We start from the raw sequence: 23,072 nt of genomic DNA, 5'->3' as shown, positions 1-23,072 counted from the left end.
CAACTCATGGATTTAGTAGAAATTAAGCAAGAACTTGACAAAACAGCTAAGCGATTAGCGGACTTTAGGGGGTCTCTTTGACCTCGATACAAAACAAGCTCGTATCGATGAATTAGATGAGACTATGGCTGATCCAAATTTTTGGAATGACCAGCAGGCAGCTCAGACTGTTATTAATGAAGCCAATGGTTTGAAAGATGCAGTAAATCAATTTAACCACTTGGATGAAACATATGAAAATTTGCAAGTGTCTCATGAACTTGTAAAAGAAGAATACGATGAAGATTTAGCAGAAGAACTAGTTAGTGAATTAAAAGAGCTTATATCAGGCATGAATGACTTTGAATTACAGCTGCTTTTAAGCGAGCCGTATGATAAAAATAATGCCATTTTAGAACTGCACCCAGGTGCTGGTGGAACAGAATCACAGGATTGGGGTTCAATGTTACTACGTATGTATACGCGCTGGGCGGAGAAAAAAGGTTTCAAAGTAGAAACGCTTGATTACTTACCTGGAGATGAAGCTGGTATTAAAAGTGTAACGCTTTTAATTAAAGGTCATAATGCGTATGGGTATTTAAAAGCTGAAAAAGGCGTTCATCGTCTCGTTCGTATTTCTCCGTTTGATTCATCAGGCCGTCGTCATACATCATTCGTATCGTGCGACATAATGCCGGAATTTAATGATGAAATTTCAATTGATATTCGTACGGAAGATTTGAAGGTTGATACGTATCGTGCAAGTGGTGCGGGAGGTCAGCATATCAATACAACAGATTCAGCTGTTCGTATTACTCACCTCCCAACTAATGTAGTCGTATCTTGTCAGACGGAACGTTCACAAATTAAAAACCGTGAGCAAGCAATGAAGATGTTAAAATCTAAGCTGTATCAATTAGAAATTGAAAAGCAGCAAGAACAGCTAGCTGAAATTCGCGGAGAACAAAAAGATATTGGGTGGGGAAGTCAAATTCGTTCGTACGTATTCCATCCGTATTCATTAGTAAAAGATCACCGTACAAATACGGAAGTCGGAAACACGCAAAGCGTAATGGATGGAGATCTAGATCCATTTATCGATGCGTATTTACGTTCTCATATTTAATCAAAAGGCAGCATACTTAGGTATGCTGCCTTTTTTTAGTTGTTGGACTTTGTAAAATTTGGATGAAGAAAAACGAGCGTAAAGAACTATTGTTAAAAAGAAAATTAAGAAAATGCAGAAATTTAAAGGTTGCTGTCGTCAGTTCACTTATTTTGTCAATGAAATAAAATGGTTAAAAATACCTGTTTTGCAGTAAGTGCTTCTTTACAATCCTTTATATTCCTTTTACAAACAGTATTTATAATTTGAGTTAAATCATGAGGAAGGGGCATGTGCAGTGGAAAATAAATCGTTAAACGAATTAATAGAGCAAGTGAAACAAAATAGCTTTTCTTCGAGTAAAGGGTTTGATAGACGGCGTTTTTTACAAGGAGCTGGAAAAGTAGCGGGAGTATCACTTGGCTTAACAATTGCTCAGTCTGTTGGTTTAAATGCAGTAGAAGTTTCAGCTGCAGCGCCTAAATTTTCAAGTTATCCGTTCACTCTAGGCGTCGCATCAGGAGACCCTTTAGCAGATAGCATTGTTCTTTGGACAAGATTAGCACCAGACCCGTTGAATGGCGGGGGAATGCCTAATCAACCTATTCCGGTAAAATGGGAGCTTAGTGAAGATGAAGACTTTCATCGAATTGTCAAACGAGGAACAGAAGTGGCTAGACCTGAACTTGCTCATTCGGTTCACGTTGATGTAAAAGGATTGAAGCCGAGTCATATTTATTATTATCGATTTAAAAGCGGCCATGAGTTAAGCCCGGTTGGAAAAACAAAAACACTTCCTTCAGCAAATGCAGAAGTAGCCAGTATGACGTTTGCATTTGCTTCGTGTCAGCAATATGAACATGGGTACTTTACAGCCTATGAGCATATGGTTAAAGAACAATTAGATTTTGTCGTTCATTTGGGCGATTACATCTATGAATATGGACCAAACGAGTACGTGGCTGCAAGCGGAAACGTTCGTACTCACAGCAGCGCAGAAATTCAAACGCTGCAAGATTATCGAAACAGGCATGCTCAGTACAGGTCAGATGCCAATTTGAAGTCTGCTCACGCTGTTTTTCCATGGATTGTGACGTGGGATGACCATGAAGTAGAAAACAATTATGCAAATGTAATTCCTGAAAAAGGACAATCAGTAGAAGCATTTATTCAACGCCGTGCGGCAGCTTATCAAGCTTATTACGAACACATGCCTTTGCGTCAAACATCCTTGCCTCACGGAGCGGATATGAGATTATATCGTGACTTTTCATATGGGAAACTAGCTTCTTTTCAAGTGTTGGATACGCGTCAATACAGAGACGATCAAGCGAACGGAGACGGAACAAAGCCGCAAACGCCAGAATCTCTTGATCCCAAACGTACGCTATTGGGGAATGAACAAGAAAAATGGCTGTTTACTAATCTTGAAAAGTCAGCGTGTCATTGGAACGTACTGGCTCAACAAATTTTCTTTGCGCCAAGAAAATTTGGAACGGCTGCTAAGCCTACATACAGCATGGATGCATGGGATGGGTATACGGCGAATCGTCAGCGCGTCATTGATTTTATTGAAAAGAAAAAGTTGGACAACGTCATTGTACTAACTGGAGATGTACACGCTAACTGGGCTTCTAACTTATACGCGGATTTTGCTAACCTTAATTCAAGAATTATTGGTGCAGAGTTCATCGGCACCTCCATCACTTCCGGAGGGAACGGAGCAGATAAACGAGCAGACACGGATAAAATTTTAAGTCAAAATCCACACCTCACATTTTTTAATGATTATAGAGGATATGTAAGGTGTACGGTAACTCCTGATATATGGCAAGCCGATTATCGCGTTGTGCCTTTTGTAACAGAGCCTGGTGCAGAAATTTCAACTCGAGCTTCCTTTCAATATAAAAAAGATGGAAAAGGTATGACGGAAGTTGAAGTAAATAACGTGCCGCGTGGACTAAAGATTTCTAAGGAAGTAGAGGAAGATCGTATGCGGGCACACGGGAAAGCACATGAAAAACAAGAGTTGAAAAAGAAAGAAAAAGTTCAGCAGTAAACTAAGTAAGAAAAAGGAGGTCAAGTATGTTTTCTAATATTGGAATCCCTGGTTTGGTTATTATTTTAGTCATTGCGTTAATAATTTTTGGACCGTCTAAGCTGCCGGAAGTTGGACGAGCGTTTGGACGAACATTAACTGAATTTAAAGGAGCAGCAAAAGGGCTCGTATCAGATGATGAAAGTGTTAAAGAAAAGCAGACCGCAACCGTTTCTGAACAAAAAGGGAATGAATCCACATCGTAAGTAAGGAAATAGACGAGGAAACTCGTCTATTTCTACTTGTGAGAAAGGAGAGAAAGACAATGGGAGAAATGAGCCTGATGGAGCACCTTGAAGAATTGCGTGTTCGTATTATTAAAACACTTTGTGCATTTGTAGTTTTACTTATTGTCAGTTTTGTATTTGTGCAAGATATTTATCAGTGGCTAGTAAAAGATTTGGACGGCAAGCTTGCGGTACTTGGACCAAGTGAAATCGTATGGATTTATATGATGATTGCATTTGTTTTTGCGCTTGCTTTTACACTTCCAGTAGCTGCTTATCAAGTATTTCGGTTTGTTTCACCTGGTTTAAAAAAGGAAGAATATAAGGTTCTGATTACCTTCATTCCATTCTTTTTTCTTTTGTTTGTAAGCGGGCTGGGGTTTGGTTATTTTATTTTATTTCCAATGGTTTTAGCATTTTTAACGGGCTTGTCGAATGATCAGTTTTCACTGATGTTTACGGCTGAGCATTATTTTCGTTTTATGCTTAATCTTTGTTTACCGTTTGGGTTTTTATTTGAAATGCCTTTAGTTGTTCTATTCTTAACGCGCCTAGGGGTTCTAAATCCATTAAGGTTAGCTAGAGCAAGGAAGCTATCATATTTTGCTTTAATTGTGATATCCGTACTTATTACTCCTCCTGATTTTATTTCGGATATTTTAGTCATTGTTCCGCTTCTGCTTTTATATGAGCTCAGTGTGACAATTTCACGCGTAGTATACAAAAAACGTTTAGGAAACGAATCAATTGCTTAATCGTATACATAAGTGTGATGAGAGAATTCATGAAATTGAAACAAAGCCCTTGTAAACAGAGTGTTTTAAACATTCTGGAGTAGGTTATAATAGAGTGAAAACTCTACAGCAAGGGGGAGAAGGCTTGAAAAAAGTATTACTAACGTTAACAATCGGTCTAGCGCTTGTTTTGTCTGCGTGCGGCGGAAGCTCTAAAAATGAATCTGCTGGTGAATCTTCAGCGAGTGCAGAAGACATTGTGAAGAAAAACTGTACAGGCTGTCACGGAGTAGATTTAGGAGGAGCGAATGGGCCAAGCTTGCAGCATGTAGGCAGCAAGCACTCAGAAGCTGAAATTCAAAACATTATTAACAATGGTCAAGGCGGTATGCCAAAAGGACTAATCAATGAAGAAGATGCAAAAAAAGTTGCTGCTTGGCTGGCAAAGAAAAAATAAGACGGGTATCCGTCTTATTTTTGTGTTAAAGCTGCTTTAATTCTTGATTTAAGACAATGGCTTGCTTTTGAGCTTTGACATCTTTTGTTATGTCTCCAGGTGCATTTGCTTCTCCAATGATGTATCCGCTAAAGGAAGAGCCAATAAAATCGACAATGTATTGAAATTGCATAATAAGAGGAAGAGCTTTTATAGATGCACCTGTGCCCCCCACTACTAATACATACACGCGCTTATTTTTCATTTGTTCTTTAAAGTTGATTGTCGAATCTCTAAGACTTTCAGACCAACGATCCATAAAGTTCTTCATTAATCCGCTCATACCGTACCAGTAAAGAGGCGTAACAAATAAAATAGTGTCGTGCGCTGCCATCTTTTTCGCTATATCATAATAATCATCTTGTTGATTGGTAAATCCAAGTTCATCGTGACGCATATCAGTAATAGGGTTAATGGTATGCCGGCGCAAGTAAACTTCTTCCGTATTGATATCTTTTAACACTACTTTAGCTAATTCCTCCGTATTTCCGTTTTCTCTTGAACTTCCATAAATGGTGATCATGTTATCTCTCCTCATCGTTTTTCTTATTTATCATACCTTGTTTGTGAAAAAAGTAGACATGAATGTGCTTTGTCTAACGATATTCGTAAAAAAATGCACAGCAAAAAACAACAGAATTAAAAATAAGGATAAATTCTCATGCCTTGCTAAAAATATCCTACTTATGTCATATTTGAAATAAAAATGTAATATTTTTGGGGCTTATTTTCACGAAGAGTGATGTTATAATGAGAAAGCGCGTGAGAAGAGTCGAATTTTTGGTTTGAATTGTAGAGTTTTGTCGTATTTTGACAAGTTTTACATAGTATTAAAATAACACACTTGATTAGGTGATTACTTATGATTGAAATGCAAAATGTATATAAAACGTATCCGAACGGTGTAAAAGCAATCAATGGCATTAGCATCAAGATTAATCAAGGTGAGTTTGCTTATATCGTAGGACCAAGTGGAGCAGGAAAATCCACTTTTATTAAAATGATGTATCGTGAAGAAAAGCCTTCTTCAGGAAATATCATTGTAAACGGTGCAAATGTAGCAAAAATAAAAGATAGCAAAGTTCCTATCTTTAGACGTCATATTGGTGTAGTCTTTCAAGATTTCAAGCTGCTTCCAAAATTAACGGTCTATGAAAACATTGCTTTTGCACTAGAAGTAATTGAGCAAAGTCCCGAAGAAATTAAAAAGCGAGTGCTAGAGGTGCTAGAGCTTGTTAAGTTAAAGGGTAAAATGGATTCTTTCCCTGATGAACTATCTGGAGGAGAGCAGCAGCGTGTGTCTATTGCGCGTTCAATTGTGAATAGTCCTAAGGTTGTCATCGCCGACGAACCGACAGGGAATCTTGATCCGGAGACTTCGTGGGAAATTATGGATATCTTTGAGGAGATTAATAAACGCGGTACGACTATTTTAATGGCAACGCATAACCGTGAAATTGTAAATACAATTCGAAAGCGCGTAATTGCGATTGAAAATGGAAATGTTGTGCGCGATGAAGTAAGAGGTGAATACGGATATGAAGGCTAGGACATTCGGTCGCCACTTACGTGAAGGATCTAAAAGTTTAGGAAGAAACGGCTGGATGACATTCGCATCTGCAAGTGCTGTTACCGTGACGCTCTTGCTTGTAGGCGTATTTTTTATGTTGATGATGAATTTAAACCACATTGCCAAATTGATTGAAAATGATGTGGAAATTCGCGTTCACGTTGATGCTGCAGCTACAGCAGAGGATCGAAAAGCAATGAAAGAAAAGCTAGATGCAATTAAGCAAGTTGATACGGTGACGTTTTCTTCTAAAGATAAAGAGTTAAAAGATTTAATTAATAGTATGGGTGATGAAGGACAAGCTTTTGAACCGTTTGAACAGCAAAACCCATTAAATGATGTATTTGTTGTTAAAACAAAAGAGCCGACTGATGTCGCAAAAGTAGCTAAACAAATTGAGAAATATCCGTATGCAGCAAAAGTTCAATACGGACAAGATCAAGTTGAAAAGTTATTTAAAGTGCTGAAAGTAGCTCGTAATATCGGAGTAGTGCTGATTTTAGGGCTTCTATTTACAGCAATGTTCCTAATTTCAAATACAATTAAAATTACGATTGTAGCTCGCCGTGAAGAGATTGAAATTATGCGCTTAGTTGGAGCCACGAACTCCTTTATTCGCTGGCCGTTCTTTATTGAAGGTCTGTTTTTAGGAGTGCTTGGTTCTATTGTGCCAATTGCAGTTATTATCGGTGTGTACAGCGTTTTATATAATGAAGTTCAACCTAAGTTTGATGGATTCTTTGAACTTTTACCTGCCTTTCCATTCGTGCTTCAAGTGTCGCTATTATTACTAGTGATCGGCGGTCTAATTGGGATGTGGGGAAGTACATTATCCATCCGTAAGTTCTTGCGAAAATAAGAATAGATTTTTAACATAATAGATTACAACAACCTCACATTTGATGTTTATCAAATGTGAGGTTGTTGTGTAATTACACATAAAAATAGAAAAAAGTGCTAATGGGGGTCTTGCTAATGCCCGTTTATACGGGGAAATATGTGCAGATGGGGAGAAACAAATGACACGTAAGACATTAGTAATGACAGCAGCAGTTTTAGTTGGACTAAGTGCGGTTTGGATAGGTAATGAAAAAATTGCTTATGCACAAAGTGCCAGCACTACTAAACTCAGTGATTTAGAGAAAAAAAGTGATGATGTGAACCAAAATATTAATCAAAATAAAGAGAAATTAAAAGAGGTTCAAGAAAAGCAAAAAAACGAAGAAGCTGAGATTGCGCGCTTGGATTCAGAAGTCGGACAAACGAATGCAGATATCCGCAGCCGTGAATCTGAAGTAGAAAAAGCAAAGCAAGAAATCGAGAAGCTGAAAAGCGAGATTGACGTTGTAAAAAAAAGAATTGAAAAACGAAATGAGCTATTAAAAAAACGTGCTCGTGCTTTACAAGAAAATGGCGGGTCTGTGGATTACATAGATGTACTGCTAGGCTCTGAAAGCTTCGGAGACTTTATTAGCAGAGTGAGCGCGGTTTCGACAATTGTAGGGGCTGACCGTGATTTGTTAATGCAGCATGAAGCCGATAAAAAGGCAAAAGAAGAGAAAGAAACAAAAGTTCAAAACAAGCTAACGGAAGTAAGTCAAGCGCTTGAAGAACTTAAAAATCTTCGTGCGCAGCTGCAAAGACAAGTGGATGAAAAGAATCAGCTCATGCAAACGCTCAAAGATCAGGAAAAAGAATTTAATGAAGAAGCCGTTGGATTAGAAGAGCAAGCTTCTATTTTAGCTGATCAAAAAAATGCAGCACAAGCTCAACAGCAAGAAATTGAAAAAGCCGGGGCAACAGAGGAGGCACCCCCTGTTACAAGCGGGTCGTTTATGAGGCCGGCAAAGGGCCCGGTAACATCTCATTTTGGGTATCGAGAAACGTTTGGAAGAGGACACTACGGTATTGATATTGGAAAGCGAGGAGAAAGTGTGCCAGTTGTAGCCGCAGCAAGCGGAAAGGTAATTAGAGCATATCATTCTTCTTCTTTTGGTAATGCCGTATTTATTCGTCACAATGTAGAAGGTCAGACGTGGGTTACAGTTTATGCTCATTTAGAGAGCTACAGCGTCTCAAGCGGTCAATCTATCAATAAAGGTCAACAATTAGGTTATATAGGGAACACAGGACGTTCGTTTGGTGCTCACCTGCATTTTGAATTGCATAAAGGCGATTGGAAAGGTAAAAGTTCCGCTGTAAACCCTGAAAGTTATATTAAATTTTAAGTTCCTAGCATACGTGGTACAAGCTCAACATATAGTTTAACAAAAAGGCATCGCACTTGATTTGTGTGGTGCCTTTTGCTACAAATAACACATGCATCCTTTTTATTACATAGTTTTGGTTGTATCTATTATAATAAGAAGAGATGGCTTAAGGTTGAGGAGGATGAAAGAACTTGAATCGGAAAATCGTTGCACTATTAATGGCACTCTCCTTAGTTGTTGGAGCAGCAGGTACATATTTTGGCATTCAGTATGCAAATGCTGGAACGGTCAGTACCCCCCTTACAACTTCTTCAAATGATAGTAAAGTGGAAAAGGAAGAGCTAGACAAAATCAAGCAAGCTTATGAACTGATATCTTCAAAATATTACAAAGATGTAGATGACAAAAAATTATTAGATGGCGCAATCCAAGGAATGGTACAAACCTTAGGAGACCCTCACTCATCTTACATGGATAAGAAAACGGCACAGCAATTCACGCAGTCTCTTGATTCATCGTTTGAGGGAATTGGCGCTGAAGTAAGCATGGTAGATGGAAAAGTAACAATCGTAGCTCCGTTTAAACAATCTCCTGCGGAAAAAGCAGGATTAAAACCAAATGATCAGATTTTAAAGATCGATGGTAAAAGTATCGCGGGTCTGGAATTGAATGAAGCAGTATTAAAAATTCGCGGTAAAAAAGGCTCTACCGTGACATTAGATGTTCAACGACCGGGCGTGAAAGAAACGATGAAAGTAAAAGTTGTAAGAGATGAGATTCCAATTGAAACCGTCTATTCTTCTGTTAAAAATGTAAACAATAAAAAAATTGGCTACATGGAAATTACATCATTCTCTGAATCAACGGGAGACGAATTTACGAAACAGTTGAAAAAACTTGAAAATAAAAATATCGATGGCTTAGTTCTAGACGTTCGGGGAAATCCTGGTGGCTATTTAACGAGCGTTGAAAAAATGCTTGATAAATTAGTAACGAATAAAAAGCCATATATCCAAATTGAAGATCGTAACGGTGAACGTCAAAAAGTGGTTTCTTCAATGAAAAAGCAAAAGGATTATCCAATTGTGGCCTTGATTGATGGAGGAAGTGCATCCGCTTCTGAAATTCTTGCCGGGGCATTAAAAGAAGCAGGAGGATACAAGCTAGTCGGTGAAAAATCCTATGGAAAAGGAACCGTTCAACAAGCTGTTCCAATGGAAGACGGCAGTAATTTAAAATTAACGTTCTATAAATGGCTAACGCCTGATGGAAACTGGATTAACGAAAAAGGTATAAAACCAACAGTAGAAGTCAAGCAGCCGGATTATTATTATGCAAATCCAATTCAAGTTGATAAAAAGCCATTAACACGTGATATGACAGGTGACCAAGTGAAGAATGCTCAAGTGATGCTAAAAGGCCTTGGCTTTGAACCTGGACGTACAGACGGATATTTTAGTAAAGAGACAGAAACAGCTGTAACTGCATTCCAAAAAGCCAATAAGCAAAAAGCTACAGGTGAAATCGATGAAGATACAGCAGCGCTTTTACAAACAAAACTTCTAGAAAAAATTAAATCAAAAGATGAAGATCGTCAGCTTCAAACGGCTTTAAAGCTAGCTAGTCAATAAGAAGTAGAAAAAGTTCCGTGCTTTTCCAAAGCACGGAACTTTTTTAGTAAAAACAACATTGTCGGTTAGTGATGCATTTTGATAAAATAAAGAAGCCTATGATACATAACAATCAATCGTAAATGTTGTAATAAAAATGTGAAAAATTACAGGTGGTGAAAAAATGGATTTTGCATTAGAGCTCTTAAAAGGTATCGGGCGTTTGTTTTTACATCCGCTAACTTATCTATTTCTGCTCGTCTCGTTTTTTGTAGGTCTTTCTCGCGTCAAGAGAGAGCGTCAGAATTTTCATGTTCGCGTGTTTGATTTTATTTTAGAAGCAAAATATTTATTTTTTCCAGGTATCATTATTGGGTTGATTTTATCCGTTGTTACCGTGTTGCTAGGTGTCTATGTATCTATAGGAATGATTGTACTTGTAGCTGTTTTAACTTTTATCATAAGCGGCCCTTGGACGTTTAAATGGCTTTCTCCTTCTTACACCGTAGGACTGGCTGTGCTTGCAACCTTGCTTATTCCGGCATCTGGTTTCGGTGAAGGATTTATTCAAACGTGGTCTGTGCAAGCTCATAACGCAGATTTACCTTCTCTGACTATTTTAATGTCTCTGCTTGTATTAGCAGAAGGATATTTAATTTGGAAATTTGGAGCAAAAGGTACGTCTCCAGCCATTGTGAAAAGTAAAAGAGGGCAGGAAATTGGAGCTCATTACTCTCAAAAATTATGGGTTGTCCCGCTTTTTGTCTTAATTCCAGGCAGCGCCATTACGTCTGTGTTTCCATGGTGGCCTGTGTTATCTATTGACGGAACATCATTTAGCCTGTTTTTTGTTCCTTTTGCTATCGGTTTTTATCAGCGAATTCAAAGTATGGTGCCGTTTAAATCTATTGAATTTACTGGTAAGCGTGTATTAGCATTAGGCGTAGGATTAACGATCATTACGATTGCTGCTATTTTTTATCCTCTTGCCGCTGTAGCTGTTGTTATTCTAGCGATCATAGGAAGAGAGTGGATTCGTTTGCAGCAGCGTCGAAGCGATGAAAAAGCGCCCGCACTGTTTACTAAGCGTACACAAGGTTTGGTTGTATTAGGAATCATCCCTCATTCTCCGGCAGAGAAAATGGGTTTGAAAGTAGGAGAAGTGATTATTAAGGTAAATGGAATCGCTGTATCTGAAGTCCATAAATTTTATGAAGCATTACAAGTTAATAACCGTGCTTTTTGTAAGCTGGAAGTTATTGACGAAAATGGAGAAGTTCGCTTTACTCAGCGAGCATTGTATGACAACGAACACCATGAACTAGGTATTTTGTTTGTACACAATTATACAAAACGTGATTCACAAGCTGGTTAAAAGACGGATAAAAAGGAGAAATGTTTGTGGAAGTCAAAACGATTGCCGCAGTTTTTCTACCCGCCATATTGCTTGTTCTGTTTGCTAGAGTAACATATAACTTATATGTTGCCACAGCGCTGACGCTTTTGTTGATAGCTGTTTCTGTATATAAAGGGTACGCAGATTATCCGCTTATTATTTTAATAGATTTACTTTCAGCAGCCATCGGTTTTATATATGCAAAAAGCATGCTAGCAGCTGGAAAATAAAGATTGTTGGTTTGATGATAAGTTAATCGCTTATTATTAAACTGTACACAAAAGCTCTCTGCACAACGTGGAGAGCTTTTGTGTGTAAAAAAGTGAGTTAGAACTTATAACAATATTGTTTCGGTTCATTTAATGAGCGAGTATAATCAAATCAATTAGACAAATATGTTTATATTTAAAATATTTTAAACACTTATGTATAAATTTATTTAAATAAGTGTACAGAAATGTGAGAAGGGTATAGAAAAATAAAAATATTAATCTGAAAATTTAGTTTATTTTTGATTTTAAAAAATAAAAGGAGGTTTAGGATTGATGGAAGTATTAATGAGAACGATGTTTCAGTCGCTTGGCAAAAATCATTCAATAAACAAATTAGCTAAAAAGTATGGATTGAGGATGGGAGCAGCTCGTTTTGTTGCTGGAGACTCAACCGAATCAGCAATTCACACATCTAAGGAGCTTAACAATAGTGGAAAAGTTGTTACACTTGATCATTTAGGAGAATTTGTTTTTACAGAAGAGGAAGCCAGGTTGTCTACTGCCATGTGCATTCAGACACTAGAAGCCATTGCAGAATCGGGCGTTCAATCAAATTTATCATTAAAGATGACTTCTTTAGGATTGGATATTAGCAAAGAGCTTTGTATGGAAAATATGCGCAGAATTCTACACACGGCCAGAATGAATAATATTTTTGTTCGAATTGATATGGAAGACTACTTGCACTGCCAAATCTCCCTTGATATGTATAAAGAATTACGCAAAGAATTTGATAATGTTGGAATTGTGATTCAAGCGTATCTTCATCGTACAGAACAAGATATGAATGACTTACATCAATATCAAGCTAATTTACGTCTAGTAAAAGGAGCTTATAAAGAATCACCAGAAGTATCATTTCCAGAAAAGAAAGACGTAGATGAAAACTATAAAAAAATCATTAAAATGCATTTATTAAATGGTCACTATACAGCTGTAGCAAGTCATGATGAAGAAATGATTCAGTACACAAAACGATTAGTAAGAGAAAACGGTATTTCAAATGACCAATTTGAGTTCCAAATGCTTTATGGAATTTGCGTAGAGCTGCAGGACCGTCTAGTAAAAGAAGGATATAAAGTAAGGGTGTATGTTCCTTACGGAATTGATTGGTTTGGTTATTTCATGAGACGCCTAGCCGAACGCCCCGCCAATGTATGGTTCGTATTAAAAAATTTCTCCAAATAAGTTCAGTCAAAGAAACATAAAAAATTCGACACAAGTACCCTGAGCTTCGTGTCGAATTTTTTGATTAGTTTAGTCCGTATTCTTTGATTTTGTTGTAAAGGGTGCCGCGTGAAATGCCAAGCAAATCTGCTGCTGCACTTTTGTTTCCATAGGTTTTTTGAAGAGTCTCTTCTATTAGCCTAGCTTCTTGAAGAGAATCTTCTTCTTTTTGAACTTCTGTGAAAGAACTTGCATCCTTCAGATTGTCAGGAAGGTGCGTAAGGGTAATCAACGACTGATCACTTAGAAAAATCATTCGTTCAATCGTATTTCTCAGCTCGCGAATATTGCCTGGCCAATCGTATTGCATAAAGGCTTCGAGAACTTCAGAGCTAATGAAAGGAGCCTTCTTTTTATACTTCTTGCTGAATTCCTGTACAAATTGCTGTGTCAATGCTTCGATGTCTTCTTTATGGTCTCGAAGCGGCGGAATTATAATGTTAATGACGGTCAGCAAATAGTAAAGATTTTCATGGAATTCACCGGCTTTTAGCAACTCTTCCAAAGGCGTCGTGGTAGAGGCTACAATTCGGGTTTGAACTTGAATTTCTTCCGTGCCTCCAACGTGATAAAAGGATCGTTCTTCCAAGTAACGCAGAAACTTAACTTGAATTTCAAGAGGCATTTTATCAATTTCTTCAATAAATAACGTCCCGTTGTGAGCCTGCTCCAGTTTTCCCGCAATGGTTGTTGGATCTTCTGAAAAGACATCTTTTTGATGACCAAAGAGCTCAATTTCCAGGAGTCCCGATGGAATAGTGGCGCAATTTAAAGATAAAAAAGGTTCTTTATGTTTGGCTCCACCGTAGTGGATGGCCTGAGCCAGCATTTCTTTCCCAGAACCAGGTTCTCCTGTTAATAAAATAGGCATATCTGTAGATGCCACTTTTTTGGCAATGTCAACGGCTTGCTTAATTTCAGGACTGATACCCGCGAAAGAAGAAAATGGATTATCTTTTGGAATGAGAAGAGACACATCAATTTCTTCATTTAATCTTACAATATTGGTAATGTCATGTTCAGTTGCGACTCCACCTATGACTCGATTGTTTCTTATAATAGGAGATGCATTGATGAGCACGTGAGTTTGTTCATTAGGACGATGATACGTTCCGCGTACAGGGCGCCCTTCATTTAGAATGGTATGTAGAATGATGGATTCATCTTTGAAATGCTCTCCGATTTTTCTACCAATAATATCATCTCTCTGAATCTTATACGTATGTTCCGCAGCAGTATTCCACAAGATTACATTTCCTTCATTATCGACCGCTGTCACTGCATCATTAATGGTTTCTGCCAATGTATCAAAATAGGAAGCTAATATCTCATTTTGGCTATGCAAATGTGTAATCCACTGCGAAGGTGTTACAAGTCCTATTGTGGTTTCTTGGTTTTCTGCTTGAATGAGGACTGGTCTGTTCCAGTTTGTGTTGGCTTGTAAATTGGCTAACGTAGAAGTAGAAGATGAAGGCCAATTTGTATCCGCTATTACTTTTTTTATGGACGATGCCTCGTCATGACCTGTTAACAGGTATCGTTCATCTTTTTGTATTACATAAAAGGTACTTGCTGTGACTACGACGAAGTCATAGTTTGAAAGTTCAGATGTCACTTTAGCTAAAGAAGTTGATTCTTCAACTGTTATAAAGGAGTTATTTATAAGAACTTGATCAACGCTTGCCATACTAAACCCCTCTCAGTACATATTTTTTATACTGTATCATAATTTAGAAATTGGCGCAAAAGCCTATCTTTTTCAAACAATAACGAAGCTTACTTTCTTTTATTGCTTTCATCTAAAGAGTTGTATTCCCTTCGAAAAGGGTAGTATAAGAATTTAGTGGGTAATAAAGTAACAGGGTAAAAAATAAAAACAAACAAACACTATATAAGATTAATACTCATTAGTTTCATTTATGATTATAAAGTGATAAAATACGAATATCAGTTCGTGTTTTCGGTTTTTACATATCGTAATAAAAATAGATAAAACAAGAAAATAGAAACGGAGGCCTTCATTTGAAAGATCAGTTTGAATTAGTATCCCCATATCAACCGCAGGGTGATCAGCCAAAGGCAATTGAAAAGATCGTGAAAGGAATTAAAGAAGGTAAGCAGCATCAAGTTTTGTTAGGTGCTACAGGAACGGGAAAAACTTTCACCATGTCTAATGTTATTAAGGAAATAAATAAGCCGACACTAATTATGGCTCATAACAAAACGCTTGCTGGTCAATTGTACAGTGAGTTTAAAGAGTTTTTTCCTAATAATGCAGTCGAATACTTTGTCAGTTACTACGATTACTATCAGCCTGAAGCCTATGTACCTCAAACAGATACATTTATTGAAAAAGATGCAAGCATTAATGATGAAATTGATAAACTTCGTCACTCGGCAACTTCTTCTCTTTTTGAACGAAAAGATGTCATTATTATTGCCAGCGTATCCTGTATTTATGGCTTAGGGTCTCCGGAAGAATACAAAGAAATGGTCGTATCTCTTCGAGTAGGAATGGAAAAAGAGCGTAATCAGCTGCTTCGTACGCTAGTAGATGTACAGTACGAAAGAAATGATATTGACTTTAAGCGCGGAACGTTTCGCGTTCGCGGTGATGTTGTGGAGATTTTCCCTGTGTCTCGAGATGAACACTGTATTCGCGTCGAGTTTTTCGGCGATGAAATTGACCGCATCCGAGAAGTTGACGCTCTAACAGGAGAAATCATTGGTGATCGTGAACATGTAGCTATCTTCCCGGCATCTCACTTTGTCACGAGAGAAGAAAAAATGCGTGTTGCCATTCAAAATATTGAAAAAGAACTAGAAGAACAGCTAGAGAAGCTAAAAGAAGCAGGCAAGCTTTTAGAAGCGCAGCGCTTGGAGCAGCGCACGCGCTACGACCTAGAAATGATGAGAGAAATGGGCTTTTGTTCGGGAATCGAGAACTACTCTCGTCATTTAACGCTTCGTCCCGCTGGTTCTACACCTTATACACTGCTGGACTTCTTCCCTGAAGATTTCCTTCTTGTTGTGGATGAATCACACGTTACGATTCCTCAAGTTAGAGGAATGTACAATGGGGACCAAGCGCGTAAACAAGTGTTAGTGGACCATGGTTTCCGCTTGCCTTCCGCATTAGATAACCGCCCGCTTAAATTTGATGAATTTGAACAGCATATTAACCAAATTGTTCATGTTTCCGCAACACCAGGTCCTTATGAACTTGAGAAGGCACCTGATGTGATTGAACAAATTATCCGTCCAACGGGATTATTGGATCCAAATATTGAAGTTCGACCAATTGAAGGGCAGATTGATGATTTAATTGGAGAAATTCACGACCGGATTAAGCGAAATGAACGAGTACTCGTTACGACGTTAACAAAGAAAATGTCCGAGGATTTAACGAACTACTTAAAAGAAATCGGCATTAAAGTTCAATATCTTCACTCTGAAGTGAAGACGCTCGAGCGTATTGAAATTATCCGAGAGCTGCGGCTTGGAAAGTACGATGTGCTTGTAGGAATTAACTTACTTCGTGAAGGTTTAGATATTCCGGAAGTTTCGTTAGTAACCATATTAGACGCGGATAAAGAAGGATTCTTGCGTTCAGAACGATCGCTTATTCAAACCATCGGACGTGCTGCACGAAATGCTAATGGACATGTCATTATGTATGCAGATCGCATCACAAACTCCATGAACATTGCTATCAATGAGACCAAGCGTCGTAGAAGTATTCAAGAAGCTTACAATGAAGAGCATGGTATTACACCGACAACGATTCAAAAAGAAGTTCGAGGCTCAATTCGTGCAACAGTAGTAGCAGAAGATACAGAAACGTATGAAGAAGCACCGGCATTTGATAAGCTCAACAAAAAAGAAAAAGCAAAGCTCGTAGAAGAAATGGAACAAGAAATGAAAGAAGCAGCCAAAGCGCTTAACTTTGAACGCGCAGCTGAGCTTCGTGACTTGATTCTAGAATTAAAAGCGGAAGGGTGATAAAACATGGCGATGGAAAAAATCGTGGTAAAAGGTGCACGAGCCCACAATTTGAAAAATATCGATATTGAAATCCCGCGAGACAAATTAGTAGTATTAACGGGGTTATCAGGTTCTGGTAAATCTTCTTTAGCTTTCGATACAATCTATGCAGAAGGACAAAGACGTTATGTCGAGTCGCTTTCGGCATATGCAAGACAGTTTTTAGGTCAAATGGATAAGCCCGATGTAGATTCAATCGAAGGATTGTCGCCTGCTATTTCAATCGATCAAAAAACAACGAGCCGAAACCCTCGTTCAACCGTCGGAACTGTGACCGAAATCTATGACTATTTGCGCCTTTTGTTTGCTCGTGTAGGAAAGCCGATTTGTCCTAATCATGGAATTGAAATTACATCTCAAACGATTGAGCAAATGGTAGATAGAATTTTAGAGTACCCTGAACGTACAAAGCTTCAAGTACTGGCACCTGTGGTATCTGGCCGAAAAGGTACCCACGTAAAAGTGTTAGAAGATATTAAAAAGGAAGGGTACGTTCGCATTCGAGTAGACGGAGAAATGCGTGAAATAACAGAAGAAATTGAACTGGAAAAAAACAAAAAGCACTCCATTGAAGTAGTAATTGATCGCGTTGTTGTAAAAGAAGGTGTAGCCGCTCGTTTGTCGGACTCTTTGGAATCAGCTCTTCGCCTCGGAGAAGGGAAAGTAATTATTGATGTGATAGGTGAAGAAGAACTGCTTTTTAGTGAGCATCATGCTTGTCCAAAATGTGGTTTCTCCATTGGAGAACTTGAGCCCCGCATGTTTTCATTTAATAGTCCGTACGGGGCGTGTCCAACGTGTGACGGGTTAGGAACGAAATTGGAAGTGGACAAAGATTTAGTTATTCCTAACTATGACTTAACGCTTCGTCAGCACGCAATTGCACCTTGGGAGCCAACAAGTTCTCAATACTATCCGCAGCTGCTTGAAGCCGTATGTACACATTACGGCATCGATATGGACGTGCCGGTGCGAGATATCCCGGAACATTTATTTGATAAAGTATTATATGGCAGCGGTAAAGAAAAAATTTACTTTCGCTATGAAAATGATTTTGGCCAAGTAAGAGAAAATCATATCGAATTTGAAGGCGTGCTTCGGAATGTAGAGCGCCGTTATCATGAAACAAGTTCAGATTATATCCGTGAGCAAATGGAAAAGTACATGGCTCAGCAAGCTTGCCCAAAATGTAAAGGAAATCGCTTAAAACGCGAAAGCTTAGCGGTGCTTATTGACGAAAAGCATATAGGAGATACAACCCGCTTCTCAGTAAAAGAAGCATATGATTTTTTTGAAAGTCTCAGCCTATCTGAAAAAGACATGAAGATTGCGGATATGATACTGCGTGAAATTCGTGAGCGTCTAAGCTTTCTCATTAACGTGGGGCTTGATTACCTAACATTAAACCGCTCTGCTGGAACTCTCTCAGGAGGAGAAGCACAGCGGATCCGTTTAGCTACTCAAATTGGTTCTCGTTTAACGGGGGTTCTTTATATTTTAGATGAACCTTCTATCGGTCTTCATCAGCGTGACAATGATCGCTTAATTCGCACGATGCAAGATATGCGCGATATTGGAAATACGTTGATTGTTGTAGAACATGACGAAGATACGATGATGGCAGCTGATTATTTAATTGATATCGGACCAGGAGCCGGTGTACACGGAGGTGCTGTTGTTTCTCAAGGTGCGCCTCAGGAAGTGATGAAGGATGAAAACTCTTTAACGGGTCAATATCTATCAGGAGAGAAGTTTATTCCTCTTCCAGCGGAAAGACGGTCAATAGATAAAGATCGGATGATTGAAATTATAGGAGCAAAAGAAAATAATTTAAAAAATGTAAAAGCAAAGCTTCCGTTAGGTATGTTCACGGCTGTTACAGGTGTATCTGGATCAGGTAAGAGTACGCTGGTAAATGATATCCTTCATAAATCATTGGCGCAAAAGCTGCATAAAGCAAAAAGCAAAGCAGGAGAACATAAAGAAATCAAAGGCATTGAACACTTAGATAAAGTCATCGATATTGATCAGTCTCCCATAGGCCGTACGCCTCGTTCGAACCCTGCAACTTATACAGGCGTATTCGATGACATCCGAGATGTATTTGCCCAAACAAACGAAGCAAAAGTGCGCGGATATAAAAAAGGCCGTTTTAGCTTTAACGTGAAAGGCGGCCGCTGTGAAGCTTGTCGAGGAGACGGTATTATCAAGATTGAAATGCATTTCTTGCCAGATGTATACGTCCCTTGTGAAGTCTGCCACGGCAAACGATATAACCGTGAAACTTTAGAAGTGAAATACAAAGATCAAAACATTTCAGATGTGTTGGATATGACCGTTGAAGACGCGCTTCACTTCTTTGAAAACATTCCAAAGATTAAGCGGAAGCTACAGACAATTTACGATGTAGGACTTGGCTATATCACCCTTGGACAGCCGGCTACTACTTTATCCGGTGGAGAGGCACAGCGTGTAAAATTAGCTTCAGAGCTTCACCGCCGCTCAACAGGAAGAACGCTGTACATTTTAGACGAACCGACTACCGGTCTTCATGTCGATGATATTGCACGATTATTAAAAGTGCTCCAGCGTTTAGTTGAAAATGGAGATACGGTTTTAGTGATCGAACATAATTTAGACGTCATCAAAGCAGCTGATTACCTGCTTGATTTAGGGCCTGAAGGTGGAGATAAAGGCGGACAAATTGTGGCTACGGGTACGCCAGAAGAAGTGGCAAAAGTAAAAGAATCCTATACGGGTCATTATTTGAAGCCAATTTTAGAACGTGACCGCAAGCGTATGGAGAAAAAAGTTGAAAAAGCAGAGGCATTAACTCGTTAAAAGACACCAGCATTGGTGTCTTTTTTATAAAGAATGAAACTTTTTAACTCATTAAACCGTAATACATGATATAAGGAGCTGATTATTATGGAAGGAAATCGCATACTATCTTCCTTAAATTATTTTAGCGTTTTCTTTGCACCATTTTTATTACCTATTATTATTTATTTTGTTGTTCATAACATAGAAGTAAAGAAACATGCAAAAACTGCATTTTTGTCACATTTATTACCTATCGCTACAGCGATCTTGTTCTTATTTTTCTTGCTTCCTGCTCTTACTGGCTCTAGTGGAACGGTATTTATTCTTTTAATTGTAGCTTTAGTTGTTGTTTCTTTAGTTAATGTTGTTGTGTTTGTATGGAATATTGTAAAAGGGATACAAATATTAAGCAGATAAAAGTTAAATGACTAAAACGTAAAGAGGAGATGGAAGGTATGAGTGAAAAGCGTAAACAAATTTTACAGATGGTAGAAGAAGGGAAACTTAGCGTAGATGAGGCTTTAACTTTGCTGAATTCATTGGAAAAAGACTCAGCTAATGATTCTTCCTATGCTACGCCTGATAAAGCTGAGCTATCCCCTTATGTAGGAGGAAAACAGAAAAAAACGTACGCTTCTAAGTCATCTCAAAGCTCTTTAAAGGAAAAATTATTTACATTTGTAGATCAAACGGTAAAAAAAGTAAAAGAAGGAGATTTAGATTTTAACTTTGGTCCTTCGATTGACGTTCAGCACATCTTTCAACAATCAGAAGCATATATTCAAGAGATTGACGTAGATTTAGCAAATGGAAGCGTCCAACTCCGACCTTGGGGAAGTACAGAAGTACGAATAGAGTGTGAAGCTGCTATCTACAAAGTAGAGAATTCGGATGAAGCACGCCGCACTTTCTTGCAGCATACGGCGTTTTCCATTGAAAATGGCAAATTGCGCTTTTCAATTCAGCAAAAGCAAATGAAAGTGAAAGCGATTATTTATATTCCAGAAATGGAATATGAACGCGTCAAGCTCCGTATGTTTAATGGTTCAATCGATGGGGAAAGACTAAGCGTACGAGACCTGAAAGCCAAAACAGCTAATGGTACCATCCGCTTTTACGATGTGAACAGCCATTCTCTCGAAATGGAGACATCAAACGGGCACATGGAACTTTCTCGAATACTCGCTTCGAAATGTGAGCTTGAAACAATCAATGGAACGGTTAAATTTGATGGAGATACAAAAAAGATTGATGTTCAGACATTTAACGGAGATATTGATACGTATTTAAAAGGAGAGCGCATTGAAAAAGCATTTTTCAAAACGACTACAGGAAGCATTACGCTCTATACGCCGCCTCATCTCTCCGTTGATGGAGATTTGAAATCTAACTTTGGGAATTTTACGTGTACACTTCCTGAGATGGAAATAGTAGATGAGAAAAAAGAAACGGTGATGAAACAACTTCGTTTCAAAGCAAATGTCGCTTCGCCGAAAGGCTATAAATTGTTAGCTGAATCCAAAACGGGCTCAATTGTTATAAAATAGAAAACGCTTGTTTTAGTAAAAAAACAAAGGAGATGATTAACGTGCGAAAGTTGTATCGTTCGCGAACAAATCGCAAGCTTGCGGGTGTTATCGGCGGTATTTCTCAGTATATCGGAATAGATGCTTCACTACTCCGCGTATTGTTTATCATCAGTTTATTTTTTACAGTAGGTACTCCGGTCATCTTATATATGATTTTTGTGTTTTTAGTTCCAAATGAAGAAGGAGATTTCTAAAAATGTTATTGCGTGGAATCATTAGTATTTTAATCAATGCCCTCGTATTAATCGTAATTGCAGGTTATATCGACACTTTCCACTTGGAATCAGTCAGTGCAGCTATTATCGCGAGCTTGATTCTATCTATTTTGAACGTGTTTGTTAAGCCGATTTTAATTTTACTTACCCTGCCGGTGACATTTCTTACGCTTGGGCTGTTTTTATTCGTCATTAATGCCATTACGCTGATGATTACACAAAGTGTTATGGGAGATTCTTTTAATATTGACGGGTTTGGTACAGCGCTTTTAGCCTCAGTAATTATGTCGCTTTTAAATGCGCTTATTCAACGAGTGATTGTTGAACCGCTTCAAAATAGAAGATAACTTTCTTGCAATATTTAATTTTCTAAAAAAGATGGTAAGGTGATGCAGCCTATGCCATCTTTTTTTTCTTTTCTTTCCGTATTAATGATAAAATAAAATGGCTAGAACCAAACGCGACATAAAAGCGAGAGTTGGATATACTGTAGACATGAACAGGTATATGACTGTTCATAAAAGGAGGATGCACGGTGGTTAAAGTACGTACAAAAGACATCATTGAGAAATTTAAATTAGAGCTTATTAGCGGAGAAGAAGGAATCGACCGCCCTATTTCAACAAGTGATATTTCACGTCCAGGTATTGAAATGGCAGGTTATTTTACATATTACCCAGCAGAACGTATCCAGCTGTTAGGTAAAACAGAACTATCATTTTTTAAACAATTAGATGATGAACAAAAAAAAGTTCGAATGGAAAAGATGTGTACAGATATCACGCCGGCTATCATTGTTTCGCGCGAAATGGATGTACCGAAAGAACTTATCGAAGCTTCAGAGCGTGAATCAGTTCCTGTGCTGCGTTCAAGCTTTAAAACAACGCGACTTTCCAGCCATTTAACGAATTTTCTTGAAAGCCGGCTAGCACCTACTACTGCCATGCACGGCGTATTAGTTGATATATACGGAATTGGTGTATTAATCATGGGAAAAAGCGGCGTTGGTAAAAGTGAAACAGCTCTAGAGCTTGTTAAGAGGGGACATCGTCTAGTAGCCGATGACTGTGTGGAAATCCGTCAAGAAGATCAAGACACGCTTGTAGGAAATGCGCCTGGTTTAATCGAGCATTTGCTTGAAATTCGAGGACTAGGGATCATCAATGTGATGACGCTATTCGGCGCAGGAGCTGTACGAAGCTATAAGCGAATTTCACTTGTTATTCAGTTAGAGACATGGGATCAGCAGAAACATTATGATCGCCTTGGTTTAGAAGAAGATAAAATGAAAATTATTGATACAGACGTTACAAAAATTACATTGCCAGTACGTCCGGGACGAAACTTAGCTGTTATCATTGAAGTGGCGGCAATGAACTTCCGCTTAAAGCGTATGGGTATTAACGCAGCAGAACAATTTTCTGCACGTCTAACAGATGTAATTGAAGAAGGAGATCGTGAAGATTTATAAGAAAGG

General features: G+C 38.4%; 21 protein-coding genes. 19 read left to right on the top strand and 2 right to left on the bottom strand.

The window, feature by feature from the left end; genetic code table 11:
- The first annotated feature begins 6 nt into the window (after positions 1-6).
- From prfB to cccB, 5 genes are all read left to right on the top strand, one after another.
- A protein-coding gene (gene prfB / locus AC0KUU_RS22290; protein ID WP_114324550.1) for a peptide chain release factor 2 occupies positions 7-1,105 on the top strand; the annotation gives its coding sequence in 2 pieces (ribosomal slippage) (positions 7-69 and positions 71-1,105; 1,098 coding nt in all).
- Positions 1,106-1,409: 304 nt separating this feature from the next.
- The gene (locus AC0KUU_RS22285; RefSeq protein ID WP_372587279.1) at positions 1,410-3,143 is read left to right on the top strand and encodes an alkaline phosphatase D family protein; all 1,734 of its coding nucleotides are present in this window, start codon (positions 1,410-1,412) and stop codon (positions 3,141-3,143) included.
- A 26-nt stretch (positions 3,144-3,169) separates the two neighbouring features.
- Positions 3,170-3,388 (top strand): twin-arginine translocase TatA/TatE family subunit, encoded by a 219-nt coding sequence (locus tag AC0KUU_RS22280; protein ID WP_016765885.1) that lies wholly within the window; start codon positions 3,170-3,172, stop codon positions 3,386-3,388.
- Positions 3,389-3,447: 59 nt separating this feature from the next.
- Entirely contained in the window at positions 3,448-4,164 is a 717-nt protein-coding gene (gene tatC / locus AC0KUU_RS22275) for a twin-arginine translocase subunit TatC (RefSeq protein WP_322552499.1), read from the top strand.
- Positions 4,165-4,288: 124 nt separating this feature from the next.
- Entirely contained in the window at positions 4,289-4,600 is a 312-nt protein-coding gene (gene cccB / locus AC0KUU_RS22270) for a cytochrome c551 (RefSeq protein ID WP_322552498.1), read from the top strand.
- Between the two features lie 25 nt (positions 4,601-4,625).
- Here the strand turns inward: cccB and AC0KUU_RS22265 are convergent, their stop codons facing one another.
- Entirely contained in the window at positions 4,626-5,162 is a 537-nt protein-coding gene (locus AC0KUU_RS22265; protein ID WP_043977389.1) for a flavodoxin family protein, read from the bottom strand.
- 339 nt (positions 5,163-5,501) lie between these two features.
- On the opposite strand from AC0KUU_RS22265, the gene ftsE reads away from it, so the two are divergent.
- From ftsE to AC0KUU_RS22230, 7 genes are all read left to right on the top strand, one after another.
- Positions 5,502-6,188, top strand: a complete 687-nt coding sequence (gene ftsE / locus AC0KUU_RS22260) for a cell division ATP-binding protein FtsE (protein WP_014457812.1) — start codon at positions 5,502-5,504, stop codon at positions 6,186-6,188.
- Positions 6,178-7,068, top strand: coding sequence for a permease-like cell division protein FtsX (gene ftsX, locus AC0KUU_RS22255; protein ID WP_043977384.1), 891 nt, complete (start codon positions 6,178-6,180; stop codon positions 7,066-7,068). The genes ftsE and ftsX overlap by 11 nt, the downstream gene beginning before the upstream one ends.
- A 160-nt stretch (positions 7,069-7,228) precedes the next feature.
- On the top strand, positions 7,229-8,437 hold the full coding sequence (locus AC0KUU_RS22250; RefSeq protein ID WP_322552497.1) for a murein hydrolase activator EnvC family protein: 1,209 nt from the start codon (positions 7,229-7,231) through the stop codon (positions 8,435-8,437).
- A 173-nt stretch (positions 8,438-8,610) separates the two neighbouring features.
- On the top strand, positions 8,611-10,050 hold the full coding sequence (locus AC0KUU_RS22245) for a S41 family peptidase (protein WP_013059738.1): 1,440 nt from the start codon (positions 8,611-8,613) through the stop codon (positions 10,048-10,050).
- A gap of 163 nt (positions 10,051-10,213) precedes the next feature.
- A complete protein-coding gene (locus tag AC0KUU_RS22240) occupies positions 10,214-11,404 on the top strand; it encodes a PDZ domain-containing protein (RefSeq protein WP_025752562.1) in 1,191 nt (396 codons plus the stop codon).
- A gap of 26 nt (positions 11,405-11,430) precedes the next feature.
- Positions 11,431-11,655, top strand: a complete 225-nt coding sequence (locus tag AC0KUU_RS22235) for a DUF2198 family protein (RefSeq protein ID WP_013059736.1) — start codon at positions 11,431-11,433, stop codon at positions 11,653-11,655.
- Between the two features lie 315 nt (positions 11,656-11,970).
- Positions 11,971-12,885 carry a proline dehydrogenase family protein gene (locus tag AC0KUU_RS22230; RefSeq protein WP_043977377.1) on the top strand — a complete coding sequence of 305 codons (915 nt, stop codon included), beginning with the start codon at positions 11,971-11,973 and terminating at the stop codon, positions 12,883-12,885.
- A 64-nt stretch (positions 12,886-12,949) separates the two neighbouring features.
- Here the strand turns inward: AC0KUU_RS22230 and AC0KUU_RS22225 are convergent, their stop codons facing one another.
- Positions 12,950-14,611: a sigma-54 interaction domain-containing protein gene (locus AC0KUU_RS22225; protein WP_043977375.1), complete on the bottom strand. Its 1,662-nt coding sequence runs from the start codon at positions 14,609-14,611 to the stop codon at positions 12,950-12,952.
- Between the two features lie 335 nt (positions 14,612-14,946).
- On the opposite strand from AC0KUU_RS22225, the gene uvrB reads away from it, so the two are divergent.
- The 7 genes from uvrB to hprK all read left to right on the top strand — a co-directional run bounded on the left by uvrB (position 14,947) and on the right by hprK (position 23,066).
- Entirely contained in the window at positions 14,947-16,926 is a 1,980-nt protein-coding gene (gene uvrB, locus AC0KUU_RS22220) for an excinuclease ABC subunit UvrB (protein WP_075421536.1), read from the top strand.
- A gap of 6 nt (positions 16,927-16,932) precedes the next feature.
- Positions 16,933-19,809, top strand: coding sequence for an excinuclease ABC subunit UvrA (gene uvrA / locus AC0KUU_RS22215; RefSeq protein ID WP_043977369.1), 2,877 nt, complete (start codon positions 16,933-16,935; stop codon positions 19,807-19,809).
- Positions 19,810-19,896: 87 nt separating this feature from the next.
- Positions 19,897-20,208 carry a hypothetical protein gene (locus AC0KUU_RS22210; protein WP_013059730.1) on the top strand — a complete coding sequence of 104 codons (312 nt, stop codon included), beginning with the start codon at positions 19,897-19,899 and terminating at the stop codon, positions 20,206-20,208.
- 38 nt (positions 20,209-20,246) lie between these two features.
- Positions 20,247-21,338 carry a DUF4097 family beta strand repeat-containing protein gene (locus AC0KUU_RS22205; RefSeq protein ID WP_043977367.1) on the top strand — a complete coding sequence of 364 codons (1,092 nt, stop codon included), beginning with the start codon at positions 20,247-20,249 and terminating at the stop codon, positions 21,336-21,338.
- A gap of 41 nt (positions 21,339-21,379) precedes the next feature.
- Positions 21,380-21,574, top strand: a complete 195-nt coding sequence (locus AC0KUU_RS22200; protein ID WP_013059728.1) for a PspC domain-containing protein — start codon at positions 21,380-21,382, stop codon at positions 21,572-21,574.
- 2 nt (positions 21,575-21,576) lie between these two features.
- Complete coding sequence (locus AC0KUU_RS22195; RefSeq protein ID WP_013059727.1) at positions 21,577-21,942, top strand: phage holin family protein; 366 nt, start codon at positions 21,577-21,579, stop codon at positions 21,940-21,942.
- Between the two features lie 188 nt (positions 21,943-22,130).
- A complete protein-coding gene (hprK, locus tag AC0KUU_RS22190) occupies positions 22,131-23,066 on the top strand; it encodes an HPr(Ser) kinase/phosphatase (protein WP_013085404.1) in 936 nt (311 codons plus the stop codon).
- Positions 23,067-23,072 lie beyond the last annotated feature (6 nt).

The sequence above is a fragment of the Priestia sp. ST2 genome (assembly GCF_055810735.1).
The sequence above is the reverse complement of the archived record's forward strand: the minus strand, read 5'-3'. Positions and strand labels throughout refer to the sequence as shown.

What these genes read in the sequence shown, in the direction of transcription:
- uvrA (WP_043977369.1), top strand. Translation starts at nt 16,933, where the DNA reads ATGGCGATGGAAAAAATCGTGGTAAAAGGTGCACGAGCCCACAATTTG.
- AC0KUU_RS22265 (WP_043977389.1), bottom strand. Translation starts at nt 5,162, where the DNA reads ATGATCACCATTTATGGAAGTTCAAGAGAAAACGGAAATACGGAGGAA.
- tatC (WP_322552499.1), top strand. Translation starts at nt 3,448, where the DNA reads ATGGGAGAAATGAGCCTGATGGAGCACCTTGAAGAATTGCGTGTTCGT.
- ftsE (WP_014457812.1), top strand. Translation starts at nt 5,502, where the DNA reads ATGATTGAAATGCAAAATGTATATAAAACGTATCCGAACGGTGTAAAA.
- ftsX (WP_043977384.1), top strand. Translation starts at nt 6,178, where the DNA reads ATGAAGGCTAGGACATTCGGTCGCCACTTACGTGAAGGATCTAAAAGT.
- AC0KUU_RS22280 (WP_016765885.1), top strand. Translation starts at nt 3,170, where the DNA reads ATGTTTTCTAATATTGGAATCCCTGGTTTGGTTATTATTTTAGTCATT.
- AC0KUU_RS22250 (WP_322552497.1), top strand. Translation starts at nt 7,229, where the DNA reads ATGACACGTAAGACATTAGTAATGACAGCAGCAGTTTTAGTTGGACTA.
- AC0KUU_RS22230 (WP_043977377.1), top strand. Translation starts at nt 11,971, where the DNA reads ATGGAAGTATTAATGAGAACGATGTTTCAGTCGCTTGGCAAAAATCAT.
- AC0KUU_RS22225 (WP_043977375.1), bottom strand. Translation starts at nt 14,611, where the DNA reads ATGGCAAGCGTTGATCAAGTTCTTATAAATAACTCCTTTATAACAGTT.
- AC0KUU_RS22210 (WP_013059730.1), top strand. Translation starts at nt 19,897, where the DNA reads ATGGAAGGAAATCGCATACTATCTTCCTTAAATTATTTTAGCGTTTTC.
- AC0KUU_RS22240 (WP_025752562.1), top strand. Translation starts at nt 10,214, where the DNA reads ATGGATTTTGCATTAGAGCTCTTAAAAGGTATCGGGCGTTTGTTTTTA.
- AC0KUU_RS22195 (WP_013059727.1), top strand. Translation starts at nt 21,577, where the DNA reads ATGTTATTGCGTGGAATCATTAGTATTTTAATCAATGCCCTCGTATTA.
- AC0KUU_RS22205 (WP_043977367.1), top strand. Translation starts at nt 20,247, where the DNA reads ATGAGTGAAAAGCGTAAACAAATTTTACAGATGGTAGAAGAAGGGAAA.